Genomic DNA, 18,374 nt, shown 5'->3' with positions numbered 1-18,374 from the left:
GTGCGTGCCGCGCTCGATTATCCTGCCGTGGTCGAGCACCATGATGACGTCGGAGTTCATGACGGTGGAGAGGCGGTGCGCGATGACGAAGACGGTCCTGCCCTCCATCAGCTTATCCATGCCGCGTTGAACGATCGCTTCGGTGCGGGTGTCGATGGAGGAGGTCGCCTCGTCGAGTATCATTACGGGCGGATCGGCGACGGCGGCGCGCGCGATGGAGATGAGCTGGCGCTGCCCCTGCGAGAGATTCGCGCCGTTGCCGGTCAGCAGCGTGTCGTAGCCCTCGGGCAGACGCGTGATGAAGTCGTCCGCGCCCGCGAGCTTCGCGGCGTTGACGCATTCCTCGTCGGTCGCGTCGAGGTTGCCGTAGCGGATGTTTTCCATGACCGTGCCGGTGAAGAGATTGACGTCCTGCAGAACGATGCCGAGCGAGCGGCGCAGGTCGGCCTTCTTGATCTTGTTTATGTTGATGCCGTCGTAGCGGATCTTGCCGTCCTCGATGTCGTAGAAACGGTTGATGAGGTTGGTTATCGTCGTCTTGCCCGCGCCGGTGGCGCCGACAAAGGCGACCTTCTGCCCGGGATTCGCGTAGACGGAAACGTCGTAGAGCACCTGCTTGCCCTCGATATAGGAGAAGTCCACGTCGAGCAGCTGCACGTCGCCGCGCAGGGGGGTGTAGGTGAGCGTTCCGTCGCCGTGGGGGTGCTTCCACGCCCACTTGCCGGTGTGCTCGGCGGTTTCGGTGACGGAGCCGTCGGGATTCTCGACGGCGTTGACGAGCGTGACGTAGCCGTTGTCCTCCTCCGGCTCCGCGCCCATCAGGTCGAAGACTCTGCCGGCGCCGGCGAGTCCCATCGCGATGGAGCTGAACTGCTGCGTGACCTGGTTGAGGTTGCCGGTGAACTGCTTGGTCATGTTGAGGTAGGAAACTATTATGCCTATCGAGAAGGGCAGACCGGAAATGCTGATATTACTCATGCCGGAGAGCAGGAAAAGCCCGCCGACCGCGGCGCATATGACGTAAAGCACGTTGCCGATGTTCATGATGACGGGGCCCATGCTGTTGGCGTAGCCGTGGGCGCGGTAGGCGTCGTGGTAGAGCTCCTCGTTCAGCGCGTCAAAGTCGGCGTTGGTCCTGTCCTCGTGGCAGAAGACCTTGACGACCTTCTGGCCGTTCATCATCTCCTGCACGTAGCCCTCGACCTTGCCGACGGACTTCTGCTGCCGCACGAAGTATTTGGCGCTGCCGCCGCCGATCTTCTTGGAGACGAAGAGCATCGCGGCGACTCCGACCAGAACGATAAGCGTCATATAGACGCTGTACCACAGCATGATGAAGAGCACGGTGACCACTATTATGCCGGAGCGCAGTATGTTCGGCAGCGACTGCGAAACGAGCTGGCGCAGCGTGTCGATGTCGTTGGTGTAATAGCTCATTATGTCGCCGGTCTTCTTGCGGTCGAAGAAGCGGATGGGCAGCGACTGCATATCGTCGAACATGGCGCAGCGCATCCTGTTGAGGAAGCCCTGCGTCATTATCGCGGCGACCTGGCTCTGCACCGTCATCAGCACGAGCGAAACGACGTAGAGCCCGATGAGCAGGAAGACGAGGGGCAGTATCTGCGTTTTCGCGACCTCCCAGGTCAGACCGTCCTTCAGCGCCTGAACGAGTATGTCGAGCACGCGCTGCTGGAATGTGGCGGGTATCGCGGTGACGAAGGCGGAGAGCAGCACGCATACGACCGTCAGCGTAGCATAGCCGGGGTACGCCTTGAAGAGCGCCTTGACTATCCTGCCGAAAAGCCCCTTCTGAACGGGCTGACGCGGTCCCTGCGGACCTCTCGCGCCTCTCGGCGCGGGCATACGGGAGTTACTCATCGAGATCACCCCCGTTCGTCTGCTGCTCGTAGATCTCGCGGTAGATGTCGCTCTTTTCGAGCAGCTCGTCGTGTGTGCCGACGGCGGTTATCGTGCCGCCGTCCATGATGATTATCATATCCGCGTCCATGACGGAGGCGACGCGCTGGGCGATTATTATCTTCGTCGTCTCGGGTATGTAGCTCTTGAAGCCGGCGCGTATGAGCGCGTCGGTGCGGGTGTCGACGGCGCTCGTGGAGTCGTCGAGGATGAGTATCTTCGGCTTTTTCAGCAGGGCGCGGGCGATGCAGAGGCGCTGCTTCTGGCCGCCGGAAACGTTCGTGCCGCCCTGCTCGATGTAGGTGTCGTAGCCGTCGGGGAAGGAGGTGATGAAGTCGTCCGCCTGCGCGAGCTTGCACGCGTCGACGAGCTCCTCGTCGGTGGCGTTTTCGTTGCCCCAGCGGAGATTATCCTTTATCGTGCCGGTGAAGAGCAGATTCTTCTGCAGCACCATCGCGACGGAGTTGCGGAGCGCGTCGAGGTCGTATTCGCGCACGTCCCTGCCGCCGACCTTGACGCAGCCCTCGCTGACGTCGTAGAGGCGGGGGATGAGCTGCACGAGCGTGGACTTGCCGACGCCGGTGCCGCCGATTATGCCGACGGTCATGCCGGATTCGATCTTCAGATCGATATCATCGAGCGCGTAGAGCTTCGCGGTTTCGGAATACTTGAAGCGCACGTCGCTGAACTCTATCGAGCCGTCCGGAACGTCATAGACGGGGTTCTCGGGATTGGTCACGGTGCGTTCCTCGTCGAGCACCTCGCTGATGCGGCGCGCGCTCTCGGCGGACATCGTGAGTATGACGTAGATCATCGAGAGCATCTGAAGCTGGATGAGTATCTGCATGCCGTAGGTCAGCATCGCGGTCATTTCGCCGACGTTGATGTAGCTGCCGGAGAACTTCAGCACGAGGTAGGAGCCGACGAGCAGCACGAATATCATATTGAAGTAGATGCATATCTGCATCAGCGGTGAGTTGATCGCGACTATGCGTTCCGCACGGGTGAAGTCGCCGCGGATATCCTCGGCGGCGGCGTTGAACTTCTGCTTCTCGAAGTCCTCGCGGGCGAAGCCCTTGACGACGCGCATCGCGGAGACGTTCTCCTCGACGGATTCGTTCAGCCGGTCATACTTGCGGAAGACGCGGCGGAAGGCGGGCATCGCCTTCTTGGCGATCATGATGAGCCCGAAGACGAGGAAGGGGATTATCAGCACGAGCGACGCGGCGAGCCAGCCGCCCATGATGAACGCCATGATAATGGAGAATACAAGCATCATCGGCGCGCGGACGGCGATGCGGATTATCATCATGAACGCCATCTGCACGTTGTTGACGTCCGTCGTCATACGCGTGACGAGGGAGGAGGTGGAGAACCTGTCGATATTCGCGAATGAGAAGCCCTGAATGCGATGGAAAAGATCGTGCCGCAGGTTTTTCGAGAAGCCGGCGGACGCCTTCGCGCAGGTGAGTCCCGCGAGGCCGCCGCAGGCGAGCGAAGCGATCGCCATGACGAGCAGTATCGCGCCCATCCTGATGACGAAGCCCATTTCGACGCCGTTCTGTATGTTGTTGACGAGCCGCGCCGTGACGAAGGGGATAATGCATTCGATTATCGCTTCGAGCACGATGAAAACGAGCGTCAGTATCGTCGGGCGCTTGTATTCGCGGATGCTTTTGGAGAGTTTTCGGAGCATCTTTCTGTCCTTTCTGTTTTTTGCAAACGTATTACCTCATTTTTACATATCCTATATTATAGGTATATTATTTTTTAATGTCAATGAAATTTTTGTAAAAAAACGCGCCGCCTTCGGTTGAAGGCGGCGTTTGGTTCCGGTTGACTCCTCGTGAAAAACAATTATAATAGAAAGTGACGGAAAAAATAAGGATTTTCCGCCGCCCGTTCGTATAAGGGGTGAAAGGGCGAAGACGATTCCGATCAGAAGGAGGGCTGCAAATGGACGACTGCGCCGCCAAATACCGACGTTACCTCGAAGGCGACAGAGACGCCGCGGCCGGGATAATGGAGGAATTGTTTTTCGGCCTTGTATTCTTCGTCGACCGTTACGTCGCCGATATCCACACCGCGGAGGATATCGCGCTCGACGTTATGAGCGACCTCTTCGTTTATAAGAAATTCAACTTCAAAGTCAGCCTGAAGACCTACGTTTATATGCTCGGCAAGAGCCGCGCCCTCGACTGCATAAGGCGCCGCAGGAGGGTAACGTTCACGGAGCTTTCCGAAGCGGAGAACGCGGCGGAGCAGGCGGAGCTCGAGGAGAAAGTGCTCGCCGACGAGCGCAAGCGCGAGCTTAACGCCGCGCTCGGCAAGCTTCCGGAGGAAATGCGCGTCGCCGTACACCTCGTCTACTTTGAGGATATGACCTACGAAGAGACCGCGAAGGTGATGAAGAAGAGCAAAAAACAGGTCGATAATCTTATATATCGCGCCAAAAAGGAACTTCGTTCCCTCTTGGAAAAGGAGAATCAGATACTATGAAAGATATTTCCGAATATACGAACGAGCTTTATAAAAGGATAGACGAAAAAACCGAAGCAACCGGTGAAAGCCGGCACGTAAGACCTTGGATGAAATGGGCGGCGGCCGCGGCGTTCGTCGTGGTAGTCGCGGGCGCGCTCGTCGCGCTGAACGTGACCGGCGCGTGGCGCAGCGGCGTCATCGCTTCCTCCGGAAGCGGAAGCGTCGGGAGTGAAGACGGCAGCATCTCCACCGACTACGGAACAAATTACCCGCCCGTGCCCGCCTCGGACAGTCCCCGGACCGATCCCACGCCGCCCGACCCGTCGGAAGCTCACGGCGGGGACAGAGAAAGATGGGCTGGTTCCAAATACTTGGCGTATGACGATTCGTTGGATAAACTTACATCATTCGGTACACGTTGGGGCAATTATATTCTTGAACAGACCGGCGCCGAGAGTCTCGACGCTTTGTGGAAGAGCGTCTGGGGAGGCGTAAAGTATGGAAACGTAGCGCCGTACAGCATAATTGAGATCGTCGAAGAGTTGAATATCCCGAGGGAGAAGTTTGTTGAACTGAATAACGAAAACATTGAGGCGGTACGTGCAAACATCCGTAAAAATGGTTTGCTTTCCGGGTTTTCAACGGAAGAAGAGATGATATACTTTTACTACTTTACCGACGAAGAGATCGACATCATCTATTCCGGCGACAAAAAGCGGATAGCCGAGGCGTTCGCGAGTCCCTGGGCGGTAGTTGCGGAGGATTGGGAGATCTATCCGATTCGCTGGTTGCTCAACAATTCCGCTTCGACCTATAAGGAAAAGCGTATTCCGGTCGACGCTCTCGAAACGGTGGTTGACAGGTACCTCAACGAAGAGCGATATTGCTGCCTTAACGACGATGAAATAAGCACGCTCCTTGCCAACGTTGAGGAATACAAGAATATGCAGTAGCTTTTCATTTCCCCCGGCGCCGCTTGGATGCGGCGCGAAAAAAGCCCCTCCCGCGCGGGAGGGGCTTTTCGTATTCGTTTTTGCGTTTTATTACAACGCCTTTATCAGCGCGTCGACGTCTTCGGGGTTCGTCGCCCAGCTCGTCACGAGGCGGAGGGCGGTGTGCTCCGCGTCGGTGCGCTCCCAGACCTCGCAGGCGACCTTTTCGCGGAAGGCGGTTGCCGCGGCGTTCTCCATGACGACAAATATCTGATTCGTCGGCGAGTCGATGAGGAACTCATAGCCCTTTTCGCGCAGCGCCGCCTTTATCCGCGCCGCCGCGTCTATAGCGTTTTGCGCTATCTTGAAATAGAGCCCGTCGGTGAAGAGCGCGTCGAACTGCAGGCCGAGCAGCCAGCCCTTCGCGAGCATCGCGCCGCGGCGCTTATAGAGCGTGACGAAGTGCGCGGGCGCGCACTCCTTTTTGAAAACGACGGCTTCGCCGAAGAGCGCGCCGACCTTCGTCCCACCGATATAGAAGACGTCGCAGAGGCGGGATATATCCGCGCCCGTGACGCCTCCGGCGGCGAGCCCGTAGCCGAGCCGCGCTCCGTCAAGGAAGAGCTTCATCCCGTATTCGTCGCAGACGGCGCGGAGCGCTTTCAGCTCGTCGAGCGTGTAGAGCGTGCCGTATTCCGTCGGGTGCGAGATATAGACCATACCGGGAAATACCATATGCTCGTGCGCCTCGTCGGCGTAGAAGCCGGCGCAGAGCTTTTTGACGTCTTCGGCGGCGAGCTTGCCGTCGTGATGCGGCAGGGCGAGTATCTTGCGCCCGCAGGCCTCGACCGCGCCGGATTCGTGCACGTTGATGTGGCCGGACGCAGCGGCGACGACTCCCTGATACTGCGCGAGCACGGAGTCGATGACGATCGCGTTCGTCTGCGTGCCGCCGACGAGGAAGTAGACTTCGGCGTCGGGGCAGGAGAAGGCGGCGCGGATCTTATCCTTAGCGGCGGCGCAGAGCGCGTCCTCGCCGTAGCCGGTCATTTTCACGAAGTTGTTTTCGCCGAGGCGGCGCAGTATTTCGGGATGCGCTCCCTCGCAGTAGTCGTTGACGAATGAAAGCATGGGTTTCTCCTTTCGCGTCATATCGCGGGTTCGGCCTCCGCCTCCGCTTTCTGCGGAGCCGCGTCGAGCAGGCGGTTTTTCAGTCCGGCGTGTTTATAGTAGATCAGCGTCGCGGCGCTGCATACGAGCCAGCCGGCGGGGTAGCCGAGGATTATCGGCAGTTCGGTGTATGAAATATAAGTCGAGAAAATGAAAAGATACGCCTGACGGAACAGCACGAAGGACGACAGCATTATTATCATCGGCACGCGGCTGTTGCCGCTTCCGCGCAGGGCGCCTGCGAATATCTGGTTGACGCAGCAGAGGACGTAGAAGGGGGATATCCACCGCAGCATCATCGTGCCGTATTCTATGACTTCCGGCTTGTCGTTGAAGAAGGCGGTCAGCGACGGCGCGAAGGCGATCACCGGTATCATCAGCACCGCCGTGGAGAGCACGGAGGCGAAAAGCGCGACGCGCACGCCCTTCTTCGCGCGCTCCTCGAGCCCGGAGCCGAGGTTCTGGCCGACGAAGGTGGTCGACGCCAGCGCCAGCGACTGCATCGGGAGCAGTATGACCTGGTCGATCTTGCCGTAGGCGGTCCAGCCGCCCATGCAGTCGGCGCCGAAATGGTTGATGTAGCCCTGCACGAAGACGTTGGAGAACGCCGTCACCGCCATCTGCAGCGCGGCGGGCAGGCCGACATTGAGTATCTTCTTCATCACCTCACTGTCGAAACGGAACGCCTTCGCGGTCAGCTTGACGCAGGAGTCCGTCCGCGTCAGCGTCAGCAGCAGGAGCAGCGCGCTTATCGCCTGCGCGATTATCGTCGCGTAGGCGACGCCTTCGACGCCGAGCCCGAAGACGAGCACGAAGAGCAGGTCAAGCCCCGTGTTCAGCAGCGCCGACAGCACGAGGAAGAGGAAGGGGCGCGTCGAATCCCCGACGGCGCGGAGTATGCCGGAGAACATATTGTAGAGCATCAGTCCCGTGATGCCCGCGAAGTATATCGTCAGATACGCCGTCGATTCGGGCAGCACCTCCGGCGGCGTGGACATCGCCTTCAGCATCAGCGGCGTGAAGCCGATGCCGACGCCGGTGAAGACCGCGCCCATCGCCAGCGTGATTATAACGGAGGTATGCACCGTCTTTTTCACCATATCGTAGCGCTTCGCGCCGTAATACTGCGAGATGACGACTCCGGCTCCGCTGGAGAGCCCCATGAAGAAGCCGATGAGCATATTTATTATCGGGCCGACCGTTCCGACGGCGGAGAACGCCTCGTCGCTGACGTAGTTGCCGACGACCCAGGTGTCCACGGTGTTGTAGAGCATCTGGAATACGTAGCCGATCAGCAGCGGCAGGGCGAAGGTTACGAGATGCTTTGTTATCCCGCCCGTCGTCATATCGCGGTCGCCCGCGGTTATGAGTCCCTTGAGTTTCACGAAACGCCTTCTTTTTATGTCTTTGCGGGTATTGTAGCATATAAAAACGCCTATTTCAATAGTAAATGAAAAAATTGACACCGCGCGTATTATGTGGTAAAATGTATTCGTGTTAATTTGGGTAAATGTTGGGAGAAGGATTATGAAGAAATCCTGCGTAAAAGGACTTATCTCGCTGATCTGCAACGCGGCCGCGGCCGCGCTGACGATAATCTGCGTCGTCGGTTTTTTCACTACCGGCGGTCAGGGAAATATGGAGGCGCCCGGCTTCGTCTGCTTCCGCTACTTTACGGTCAATTCGAACGTGCTCGCGGCGGTCTCCGCGCTTTTCGCGCTGCCGTGGTCGGTCAGCGCGATGCTCGGCAGCAACAGGGCGATGAAGCACCGCGTTCTGATCTTCAAATACGTCGCCGTCTGCGCGACGACGCTGACGATGCTGACGGTGCTGTTCCTGCTCGGGCCTAAGTACGGCTACGGCGCGATGTTCGAGGGCAACAACCTCTATATGCACCTTATAACGCCGCTGCTGATGCTCCTCTCGCTTGTCTGCACCGAGAATAAGGGCAATATCTTCTTCCGCGAAACGCTTTACGGGCTTATCCCGACCGTGATATACGGCGTCGTCTACGGCATGGAGGTGCTTGTCCTCAGGAACTGGGAGGATTTCTACGGCTTCAACGCGGGAGGAAAATGGTACATATTCTTCCCGGTGATGTTCGCGGCGTCCTATCTGATATGCGTTATCGTCCGCACGCTCCACCGCGTGAGCTGCGGGATAAGGAGATAAGGAGATAATTCCGAAGGGGGAGGGCGCATGCTGCTGAAGCGGCCGATGCTCGCGGCCGGAGCCGCGATAATGCTTTCGCTTCTGCTGCTGCCGGCAGGATGGCTCTGGCTCGGTGCGGCGGCGGTATGCTTCGCGGCGTTCTTCTTCTGCGGCAGGCGTTTCCGCTTCACGCTGCTCGCTCTGCTCTGCGTTTTCGCGGGCTCCGGCGCGTGGGGACTTCTGCGCGCGGAGGTCGCCGACTCCCGCGCCGCGCGTTTCGACGGCAGGACCGCCTACGTGGAAGCGTACGTCTGCGAGCTTCCGCGCAAAAGCGAGTTCGGCGCGACCTACACCCTGCGCCTGCGCAGTATGACCGTCGACGGCAAAACGTACGAAACGAACGATAAGGCGCAGGTCTGGCTGAACTCCGGCTTCGAAGCGGATTATTACGACGTCTTGAAATTCACCGCGCACGTCGACGCGATCCCGTCGCTTGAGAGCGGCGGCGGCGCGCTTTACCGGCTGAACGCCTCCGAAAAGCCGCACGTCGCCGGCAAGGCGGCGCGCACGCCGTATTACTACTGCCTGACGCTGAAAAAGTATATGCTCGGCAAGCTCGCCGCGGACGGCGAAAACGAACGCTCCGGTCTGCTTTCCGCGCTGCTGCTCGGAGACAAAAGCGGCATAGACGCCGATACCGAGCTCGCCTTCCGCAAATGCGGAGTTTCGCATATAACCGTCGTTTCCGGACTGCACGTGGTCACGGTGACGATGTTCCTGTTTGAGATAATGCGGCGGTTTACGAAAAGGCCGCCGGTGATACCCGCGCTCATACTCGTCTGGCTGCTGGCGGCGCTGACGGCGTTCTCGCCTTCGGCGGTCAGGGCGGCGTTTATGCTTTCGATCGTCCTCTGCGCGACCTTCTTCGGCAGGGAGGGCGACGGGCTGAACTCGCTCGGCGCGGCGGTTTTCGTGATGTGTCTGATCTCGCCCTCCGTCGTGCGCGACGTCGGCTTTCTGCTCTCCGTTTCCGCGACCGCGGGACTGCTCGTCATCGCGCCGCGCATCCGCGGCAGGATGATGAAGGGGATGAAGGCGGAAGAAAGACCGCGCCCCGTGCGCGGGCTGATCGCGGGCTTTTCGGAGATAATCGCGCAGTCGGTCGCGGCGTGGCTCGCCACGCTGCCGGTGACGGTGCTCGTTTTCGGGAGCGTTTCGCTCATTTCGCCGCTGGCGAACCTGCTGGTGCTCACTCCGGCGGCGCTGACGCTCACGCTCGGGCTTCCCGCGGCGACGCTGCCGTGGATAGGCGTCGGCTTCCTGCGCGTAGCGGGGGTCGGAGCCGGCTGGCTGATATGGGTGACGAAGGCGCTCGCCTCGCTGCCGTTCTCGTATTCTTACGTCGCCTACCCGTACTTCGCGGTGGCGGCGCTCGCGGCTGTCGCCGCGTATATCGCGTTCAGACGCGGGCGGCTGCGCGGACTCACCGCGGTCTCGCTTTCGCTCGCCGTGCTGCTCAGCGGCGTCTGTGCTAACGCATACGCGGAAGAAAGCTGCGTGCGCGTCGACTCGGTCTACGCGGGCGTCGGGCAGGCGGACTTCGTCTCCTGCGGAGGCAAGCGCGTGCTTTACGTTTCGGGTCTGCCCGAGAGCTCGTTTCCGGGCGTGCTGAACCGCGCGGGCTACGTCGGGGTAATCTCCGCCGACGCGGTCGTCGCGGGCGACCTCTACTCCGTCCGCGCCGCGAAGCGCCTTGCCGAGCGGCTCGGCGCCGGAGCGCCCTTCGTGCCGGAGGGCTGCGCCGAAAGCGGCGTCGCGCCGGTAACTTCGAGCGAAGCGCGGCTCGGCCCGTCTTCGCTGACCCTCGTTTCGGACGGCGGCATACTCGATATGTATCTGACCTGCGGCGGAACGCTCGCGGCCTTCACGGGAAGGAACCGCGCCCGCAATTCGCCCGACGCGGTCTTCTCCCGCCTCGGCTACGCGGGAAGTCCGGCGCTGCTCGTGACGGGGCGCCCGTCCGACTACGGCGGGGAAAAGGCCGCGAAAACCCTTTACTCGATAGACGGCGGCGTCGTCACGCTGCTGATAGATAACGACGGTATAAGACAAGGATAAGGAACGCTTATGAGAAGGATCGACTCGGACACGCTGAAAAATATGATCCGCCGCAAAGAAGCGGGCGGCGCGATCGTGCTCTACGGGCAGGAGGACTACCTGAAAAACCTCTCCGCCGAGCGCGTCGTTTCCGCATACGTCGAGGAGTCGGCGCGGAGCTTCGACTTCACGGAGCTTTACCGCGAGCTTGACGTCGGCCGCCTGCGCGATCTGACCATGGCGCTGCCGATGCTTTCGGAAAAGCGCGTGATACTGCTTCGCGATCCGGATATCTACTCCGGCGGCGACGAGCAGGCGGAGGCGCTCGCGAAGCTCATCGCGGAGCTTCCCGACGAATGCGTGCTGATCTTCGTCTTCATCTCCGAGCCGCTTTCATTCGAGCAGCCGAAGGGGCGTACCGACCGCAAGGTGACGCGCGCGCTGAAGGTGTTCGACGGCGCGACCGCCGTATCCTGCGACCGCCTCCCGCCGGACAAGGCGGAGGTGTGGATAACCTCGCTGCTTTCGGAACGCGGCGTAGGCATAGACAGACGCGCCGCGCGGAAGCTCGCCGAGATCTGCGCCGGCGACATGTACGCGATAAAGAACAACGCCGAGATCCTCGCCGCGTCCGGCAGGGACACGGTGACCGAGGATATGCTCTCCGTAGTCACCTACAACACCGTCGAGGAGGACTCCTTCCGCCTCGCGGACGCGATCGCGGACGCGAAGTACTCCGAGGCGTATTCGATAATAGACGAGCTCGCCGCGACGAAGGCGGACCCGCGCGAATTCATGCCTACGGTACTCAGCGGCTTCATCGCCATGTACCGCGTCGCCGTCGCGAAGGAGAGCAAAGGCGGCTGGAGCAGTCTCGAGGGGCAGTTCACTTATATCAAATCCAACTACCCGCTGAAAAAAGCGGCGGCGCGGCTGAAGGGCAGACCGACGGAGTATTTCCGCCGCGCGATACTGCTCTGCGCCGACGCGGAACGCCGTCTGAAGCGCGATTTCGCGGGATTCGAGGTCTATTACGAGCTTATCGGCGGCCTCGCCGCGCTCGGGGAGAAGAAATGATAAAACTGAAACAAGCCGTCGTCGTCGAAGGGCGCTACGACAAAGCGCGCCTGGCAAATATCTTCGACGCTCCCGTCATCGAGACGGGCGGCTTCGGCATATACAAAAACGCCGCCAAGCGCGAGCTGATAAAAACGCTTGCGCGGGGCGACGGCATAGTGATAATCACCGACCCGGACAAGGCGGGCTTCCGAATCAGAAATTATATTAAGAACTTCTGCGCCGGCGGCAAGGTCTGGGACGTCTACCTGCCCGACGTACCGGGCAGGGAGCGCCGCAAGCGCGCGCCCTCGAAGGAGGGGCTGCTCGGCGCCGAAGGGCTGGACGACGCGGTCATAATCGAGGCGTTCCGCCGCGCCGGAGTCGGCGAAGGCGAGGGAGTCGAACCTTTCACGAAGGCGTTTCTGACCGGGCTCGGCGTCTGCGGCGGCGCGAACAGCGCCGCGCTCCGCGCTTCGCTCGCTCGGCGGCTCGGGCTGCCCGCGAACATGAACGCGAACACGCTCGCGCGGGTGCTCCCGCGGCTCGTGACGGCGGAAGAGCTCCGCGCGCTCGCCGCGGAACTCCGGAGGTAGCGTATGGCTAAGAAAAAAACCAAAACCAAAACCGCCCGCACGAAGAAGACGAGAAGATACGGAGTTCGCTACGCGGCGGACGGCGATACGCTGAAGGGGACGCTTCTCGGGCTGGCGATAGTGATCGCGTTCGTCGCCGTCATCGCCGGCATAATCTGGCTCTGCGGCGGCCTCGGCGGCGAAGGCGAAAGCGGCTCCGGCGGCTCCGTTGAAACGCCCGCCGCGGTAAGCGACGTCAAAGTCCACTTCATCGACGTCGGCAACGCGGACTGCGCGCTCATCGAATGCGCCGACGGCGCGATAATGATCGACGCCGGCGAATACGACGACTTCCAGAAGATAGCCGCGTACCTGAACGGGCGCGGCATCGAGCGTCTGAATTACGTTATCGCCACACACGCTCACGGCGACCACATGGGAGCAATGGACGACGTGATACTGAAATACAAGGTCGACGAGCTGATAATCCCGACCAAATCTGTGGACGAAAAGTTCTACAACGACGTGATAAAAGCCGCCAGAAACAGAAAGGTGCCGATGCGCACCGCCGCGCCGGGCGAAACATTGGCTTTCCCGACCGGAACGCTTGAGGTGCTCGACGACGGCAGCGACACCTCGGTCGGCGAGAGCGAATCGGAGGAGCTCAACAACAACTCCTACGTTCTGAAGTTCACCTACGGCGAAACGTCCTTCCTCTTCACCGGCGACGCCGAGAGGAAATACGAGCTCGAGATGCTTGACAAGGACGCGGCTCTCGACGCCGACGTGCTGAAGGTTTCGCACCACGGCAGCAACGACGCGACGTGCAACGACTTCATCAAGGCGGTGACGCCGAAGTACGCGGTCATACCCGTCGGCAGAGACAACAGCTACGGCCATCCGTCGAAAAAGACCGTTTCGCGCCTCCAAAACGCGGGCGCGAAGGTCTACCGCACCGACGAGTTCGGCGACGTAGTCGTCACGACGGACGGCAAAAAGATTTCGATAACTTACGACGGCGCAAACTGAAAGGGGAGGCCCGAATGAACGTAAAACCGAAGATAAGTTTGATAGGCAACGCGCACCTCGATCCCGTCTGGCTCTGGCGCTGGCAGGAGGGGCGCGGCGAGGTCATGCAGACCTTCCGCAGCGCGCTCGACCGCCTGCGCGAGTATCCGGATACGGTCTTCACCTGCTCCTCCGCGGCGTACTACAGGTGGGTAGAAGAGATCGACCCCGGTATGTTCGCGGAGATCCGCGAGCGCGTGAAGGAGGGGCGCTGGGTCCCCGTCAACGGCTGGTGGGTGCAGCCGGACTGCAACCTCCCGTCAGGCGAGAGCTTCGCGCGGCAGGCGCTTTATTCGCAGCTTTATTACTATGAGAAATTCGGCAGGATATGCCGCGTCGGATACAACGTAGACAGCTTCGGGCACAACGGCAATATGCCGCAGCTGGTGAAGCTCGGCGGCATGGGGTCTTACGTTTTCCTGCGCCCCGACCGCAAAGAGAACCCCGATATCCCCTTCGCGTTCAACTGGGAGGGGACGGACGGCACGACGATTCCGGCTTATAAGGTGCTCGATCTGTACTGCGTCAGCGGCGCGGAAAATATCGACTCCGCGCTCGCGGAGCTGACGCGCATAGGCGCGGAAGGCGGTCACGGCGTTATGCTTTTCTACGGCGTGGGCAACCACGGCGGCGGCCCGACCAAAGCCGATATAGAGCACCTTGAGGAGCTGAAAAAGAACGGTTTTTCCGAGCTTGAATTTTCCTCGCCGGAGGGGTATTTCGCGTCGCTCGGCTCCGCTTCGCTCCCGACGTGGAGGGGCGAGCTGCAGCACCACGCGAGCGGCTGCTACTCCGTGACGGGCATGATAAAGGCGCTCAACCGCCGCGCCGAGAATTCGCTTTACGCCTCCGAGGCGTTCGCGACTGTCGCGGGCGGAGCGGGCATGGGCGAAAAGACCGCCGATTACCGCGAAGCGTGGCGCGAGGTCTGCTTCAACCAGTTCCACGATATTCTCTGCGGATGCGCGATAAAAGAGGCGTACGTAGACGCCGCGGATTCCGTCGGCGGCGCGGTGAACGTTTCGGAGAAGCTTTATAACGAGGCGCTGCTGCGCGTTTCGCGCCGCGTCGATACCTGGCTTGACGGCGTCAGCGAGCCGCGCGAAAGGAACTACGGCAGTCCCTTCCCGCGCCCCTTCGTTGTCTTCAACCCGCTTCCGTTCGCGGTGAAAACGACCGTCCGCGTAAGCGGCGCGTCCAAGCGCGTGACGGACGAAAACGGAGCCGACGTGCCCTTCGGAAGCACGCGCTCCTCGCGCATGAACGACTCCCACCTCGACACCGTCTTCACCGCCGACCTGCCCGCGCTCGGCTACGCGACCTACTGGGCGACCGCCGACGCGGAGGCGCACGCGAAAAACGAAAAGCCCGCCCGTCCGGACGAGCTGACGCTCGAGAATGAATATATCCGCGCGGTCTTCGACGAAAAGACCGGCTATATAATATCGCTCATCGACAAGACGAGCGGCTTCGACTACGCCTCGCCGGAGCGTCCGGCCGCCGTTCCCGTCGTCCTCGACGACACGGAGAGCGACACCTGGGCGCACGGCGTCTTCAGGTTCGATAAAACGCTCGGTACGCCGGAGCTGTGCGAAATCGAGGTCGCCGAGCGTACCACCGCGCGTGAGATCATACGCGTAAAACACGCGTTCAAGGGCTCGTCGCTGACGCAGGAGTTCATCCTCGACAAAGACCAAAAAACGCTCCGCGTGCGCTGTAAGGCGCTCTGGAACGAGCCGCACACGATACTGAAAACCTCCTTCCCGTATTCGGGCAGCGGCGCGGAGAATATCTGCGAGATACCCTGCGGCTTCATCAAACGCCCGCCGAACGGCGAGGAATGGCCGCTGCAGAAGTGGTGCGCGGTCAGCTTCGATAACGGCGGCAGACGCACCCTCGCGCTTATGAGCGACTCGAAGTATTCCTGCGACTGCCCCGAGGGCGAGCTGCGCCTGACGCTGATACGCAACGCGATCTTCGCCGACCACTATTCAGACCGCCCGTTCAAAGATTACGACTACACCGACGAGGGCGTCAGCCGCTTCGAATACGGCGTTTATCTTTCCGACGGCTCCGCCGAAAAAACGGAAGTGACGCGCGAGGCGCTGAAGCTGAATATCCGCCCCGTCGCGATCCCGGAGGGCTACCACAGGGGCGAAGCGCCGCGGCGCGCATCCTTCCTTTCCGTCAGCGCGGAAAACGTCGTTATGACGGCGCTGAAGCGCTGCGAGGACGGCTCCGGCGACGCGATCATCCGCCTTTACGAAACGCGCGGCGAAGCGGCGAAAGCGCATATAACCTGCGCCGCGGTCGGCGCGGATTTCGACGCCGACTTCCGCCCGAACGAGATAAAAACTTTCAGAATAAGCGCGTCCGGTCAGGCGCGCGAGACAGACTTCCTTGAAGGCGCCGTCCCCGCGGACGCGCGGAGGTGAAAGCTATGGAAGAAATGAACACAAACGCCGCATACGATATGAGTCAGCCGCTTCCGGCGCGGATGCGTCCGCGCACCGTCGAGGAGATCGTCGGCCAGCGCCACCTCGTCGGAGAGGGAAAGCTCCTGCGCCGCATGATCGAGCAGGACTCCGTTTCGTCGATGATATTCTGGGGGCCTCCCGGCGTCGGCAAAACTACGCTCGCCGGCGTCATAGCGAATCAGACGAAGGCGAAGTTCATCAACTTCTCCGCCGTCACGAGCGGCATAAAAGAGATCCGCGCCGTAATGCAGCAGGCGGAGGAAAACCGCAAGTTCGGCGAAAAGACGATACTCTTCGTCGACGAAATCCACCGCTTCAACAAGGCGCAGCAGGACGCGTTCCTGCCCTTCGTCGAGAAGGGGAGCATCATAATGATCGGCGCGACCACCGAGAACCCCTCCTTCGAGGTCAACGGGGCGCTGCTTTCGCGCTGCCGCGTCTTCGTGCTGAAGGCGCTGACCGAGGAGGACATAACCGAGCTGCTGAAGCGCGCCGTCACCGACCCGCGCGGCTTCGGCGAGATGAAGGTCGATATTTCCGACGACGTCATCCGCATGATCGCCGTCTTCGCCAACGGCGACGCGCGCACCGCGCTTTCCACGCTGGAGATGGCGGTGCTGAACGCGGAAACGGAGAACGGAGTCATAACCGTAACGACCGAAACGGTCGAGCAGTGCACTTCGCGCAAGTCCCTGCTTTACGACAAAAACGGCGAGGAGCACTACAACCTCATCTCCGCGCTGCACAAATCCATGCGCAACTCCGATCCCGACGCGGCGGTCTACTGGTTGGCGCGTATGCTTGAGGCGGGGGAGGATCCGCTGTATATCGCGCGGCGCGTCGTGCGCTTCGCGAGCGAGGATATCGGGCTCGCGGACCCGCGCGCGCTGGAGATCGCGGTCGCGGCGTATCAGGCGTGCCACTTCATCGGCATGCCGGAGTGCAGCGTGCATCTGACTCAGGCGGTCGTCTACCTCTCGCTCGTGCCGAAGTCGAACGCGCTCTATATGGCTTACGAGTCCGCGAAGCAGGACGCGATGAAGATGCTCGCCGAGCCGGTGCCGCTGAATATCCGCAACGGCGTCACGAAGCTGATGCGCGACGTCGGCTACGGCAAGGGCTATCAGTACGCGCACGACACGGAGGCAAAGCTGACGGATATGCAGTGCCTGCCCGATTCGCTCCTCGGCAGGCGGTATTACAACCCCACGACTCAGGGACTTGAAACGAAGTTCAAGGACCGCCTCGAGCAGATACTGGAGTGGCGGGAGGAACATAAGAAATGAGCGTTGCGTTTCTGTCATCCTGAGCGAGCGAAGCGAGCCGAAGGATCTCACGCAGCGCAGCGGTCGGTTTGTCATCCTGAGCGAAGCAACCTAAGGTTGCGAAGTCGAAGGATCTTAAAGAAAGCGGCCTTATATAAACCAAAAGTGTGTATTCGGAGCAGACGGTAAACTGCCGATTCCGAATACACACTTTTTCTTTTATACTGCCGTTACCGACAAGATCCTTCGGCTTCGTGACGCTAAGCGTCACTCCGCTCAGGATGACAGAGTCGCCTCATTCTTCCACACAGCCGTCGCAGACCTTGACGGCGGGGCCGGTCATGATCACGCGCTCGTCGGTGTAGTTTATCACCAGGTCGCCGCCGAGCAGGTGGACGGTGATATCCTCGCCCTTGCCGCAGAAGCCGCAGAGCACGGCGGCGACCGCGGCGGCGCAGGCGCCCGTTCCGCAGGCGAAGGTCTCTCCGCTGCCGCGTTCCCAGACGCGCATCTGCAGCTCGTTTCCGCCGAGCACGCGGACGAACTCCGTGTTCACGCCCTCGGGGAAGAGCGGCGACTTCTCGAACTGCTCGCCCTCAGCGCGTATATCCATATCCTCCACGCCGTCGCGGAAGACGACGCAGTGCGGGTTGCCCATCGAAACGCAGGTGGCGTTATACTTCCTGCCGCCGACCTCGATAACGCCGTTTATCACCGGCGCTTCCGCGAGCACCGGCACGGCCTCGGGCGCGGTCTCGGCCCTGCCCATATCGACGGAGAGCGTCTTCGCTTCGCCGTCCGCGGCGTGAACGGTCAGCGTTTTTATCCCCGCGAGCGTTTCAACGGTGATGACGTCCTTTTTCGCGATGCCGTTGTCGTAGAGGTACTTGCCGACGCAGCGGATGCCGTTGCCGCACATCTTCCCCTCGGAGCCGTCGGCGTTGAACATACGCATCTTTGCGTCCGCCTTGTCGGAGGGGCAGATGAGTATAACGCCGTCCGCGCCGACGGAGAAGCGCCGCGGCGAAAGCCGCACCGCGAGCGCGGCGGGATCGTCCACCGTCTGCTCGAAGCAGTTGATGTAGATATAGTCGTTTCCGCAGCCCTGCATTTTTGTGAATTTCAGCATAGTATGCACCCCGCTTTGCCGCTGCATTTGAAAGATGGATCAATATTACTTATTGA

At 60.7% G+C, this 18,374-nt stretch carries 14 protein-coding genes; 9 read left to right on the top strand and 5 right to left on the bottom strand.

Annotated features, from left to right (window positions below; all coding sequences use genetic code 11):
• A partial coding sequence (locus IJL83_01635; GenBank protein ID MBQ6552309.1) for an ABC transporter ATP-binding protein occupies positions 1-1,863 on the bottom strand: 1,863 nt, incomplete at its 3' end.
• A 7-nt stretch (positions 1,864-1,870) separates the two neighbouring features.
• Positions 1,871-3,613, bottom strand: a complete 1,743-nt coding sequence (locus IJL83_01630; protein MBQ6552308.1) for an ABC transporter ATP-binding protein — start codon at positions 3,611-3,613, stop codon at positions 1,871-1,873.
• A gap of 260 nt (positions 3,614-3,873) precedes the next feature.
• Between IJL83_01630 and IJL83_01625 the strand changes: the two genes are divergently transcribed.
• A complete protein-coding gene (locus IJL83_01625; GenBank protein MBQ6552307.1) occupies positions 3,874-4,416 on the top strand; it encodes a sigma-70 family RNA polymerase sigma factor in 543 nt (180 codons plus the stop codon).
• Positions 4,413-5,351 carry a hypothetical protein gene (locus IJL83_01620; GenBank protein ID MBQ6552306.1) on the top strand — a complete coding sequence of 313 codons (939 nt, stop codon included), beginning with the start codon at positions 4,413-4,415 and terminating at the stop codon, positions 5,349-5,351. Before IJL83_01625 ends, IJL83_01620 begins: the two co-directional genes overlap by 4 nt.
• Before the next feature lie 90 nt (positions 5,352-5,441).
• Here IJL83_01620 and IJL83_01615 read toward each other — a convergent pair whose 3' ends face one another.
• Both IJL83_01615 and IJL83_01610 read right to left on the bottom strand, forming a co-directional pair.
• The gene (locus IJL83_01615) at positions 5,442-6,461 is read right to left on the bottom strand and encodes a low specificity L-threonine aldolase (GenBank protein MBQ6552305.1); all 1,020 of its coding nucleotides are present in this window, start codon (positions 6,459-6,461) and stop codon (positions 5,442-5,444) included.
• A gap of 17 nt (positions 6,462-6,478) precedes the next feature.
• Positions 6,479-7,846, bottom strand: a complete 1,368-nt coding sequence (locus tag IJL83_01610) for an MATE family efflux transporter (protein ID MBQ6552304.1) — start codon at positions 7,844-7,846, stop codon at positions 6,479-6,481.
• Positions 7,847-8,027: 181 nt separating this feature from the next.
• Here IJL83_01610 and IJL83_01605 point away from each other — a divergent pair, with 181 nt between their 5' ends.
• The 7 genes from IJL83_01605 to IJL83_01575 are packed head-to-tail and all read left to right on the top strand — an operon-like array spanning position 8,028 to position 17,210.
• Positions 8,028-8,672 (top strand): hypothetical protein, encoded by a 645-nt coding sequence (locus IJL83_01605; protein ID MBQ6552303.1) that lies wholly within the window; start codon positions 8,028-8,030, stop codon positions 8,670-8,672.
• 27 nt (positions 8,673-8,699) lie between these two features.
• Positions 8,700-10,769, top strand: coding sequence for a ComEC/Rec2 family competence protein (locus tag IJL83_01600; GenBank protein MBQ6552302.1), 2,070 nt, complete (start codon positions 8,700-8,702; stop codon positions 10,767-10,769).
• Between the two features lie 9 nt (positions 10,770-10,778).
• Complete coding sequence (gene holA, locus IJL83_01595; GenBank protein MBQ6552301.1) at positions 10,779-11,825, top strand: DNA polymerase III subunit delta; 1,047 nt, start codon at positions 10,779-10,781, stop codon at positions 11,823-11,825.
• Complete coding sequence (locus IJL83_01590) at positions 11,822-12,400, top strand: DUF4093 domain-containing protein (GenBank protein MBQ6552300.1); 579 nt, start codon at positions 11,822-11,824, stop codon at positions 12,398-12,400. Before holA ends, IJL83_01590 begins: the two co-directional genes overlap by 4 nt.
• 3 nt (positions 12,401-12,403) lie before the next feature.
• On the top strand, positions 12,404-13,408 hold the full coding sequence (locus IJL83_01585) for an MBL fold metallo-hydrolase (GenBank protein ID MBQ6552299.1): 1,005 nt from the start codon (positions 12,404-12,406) through the stop codon (positions 13,406-13,408).
• A gap of 14 nt (positions 13,409-13,422) precedes the next feature.
• Complete coding sequence (locus IJL83_01580) at positions 13,423-15,882, top strand: alpha-mannosidase (GenBank protein MBQ6552298.1); 2,460 nt, start codon at positions 13,423-13,425, stop codon at positions 15,880-15,882.
• A 5-nt stretch (positions 15,883-15,887) separates the two neighbouring features.
• Positions 15,888-17,210 (top strand): replication-associated recombination protein A, encoded by a 1,323-nt coding sequence (locus IJL83_01575; GenBank protein MBQ6552297.1) that lies wholly within the window; start codon positions 15,888-15,890, stop codon positions 17,208-17,210.
• Positions 17,211-17,484: 274 nt separating this feature from the next.
• On the opposite strand, the gene IJL83_01570 is transcribed toward IJL83_01575, so the two are convergent.
• Entirely contained in the window at positions 17,485-18,318 is an 834-nt protein-coding gene (locus tag IJL83_01570) for a diaminopimelate epimerase (GenBank protein ID MBQ6552296.1), read from the bottom strand.
• Positions 18,319-18,374: the final 56 nt, after the last annotated feature.

It is taken from the genome of Clostridia bacterium, assembly GCA_017438525.1.
Taxonomy (GTDB): Bacteria; Bacillota; Clostridia; order Oscillospirales; family RGIG8002; genus RGIG8002.
Note: the sequence above shows the minus strand (reverse complement) of the source record. Positions and strands in the feature narration are given on the sequence as shown.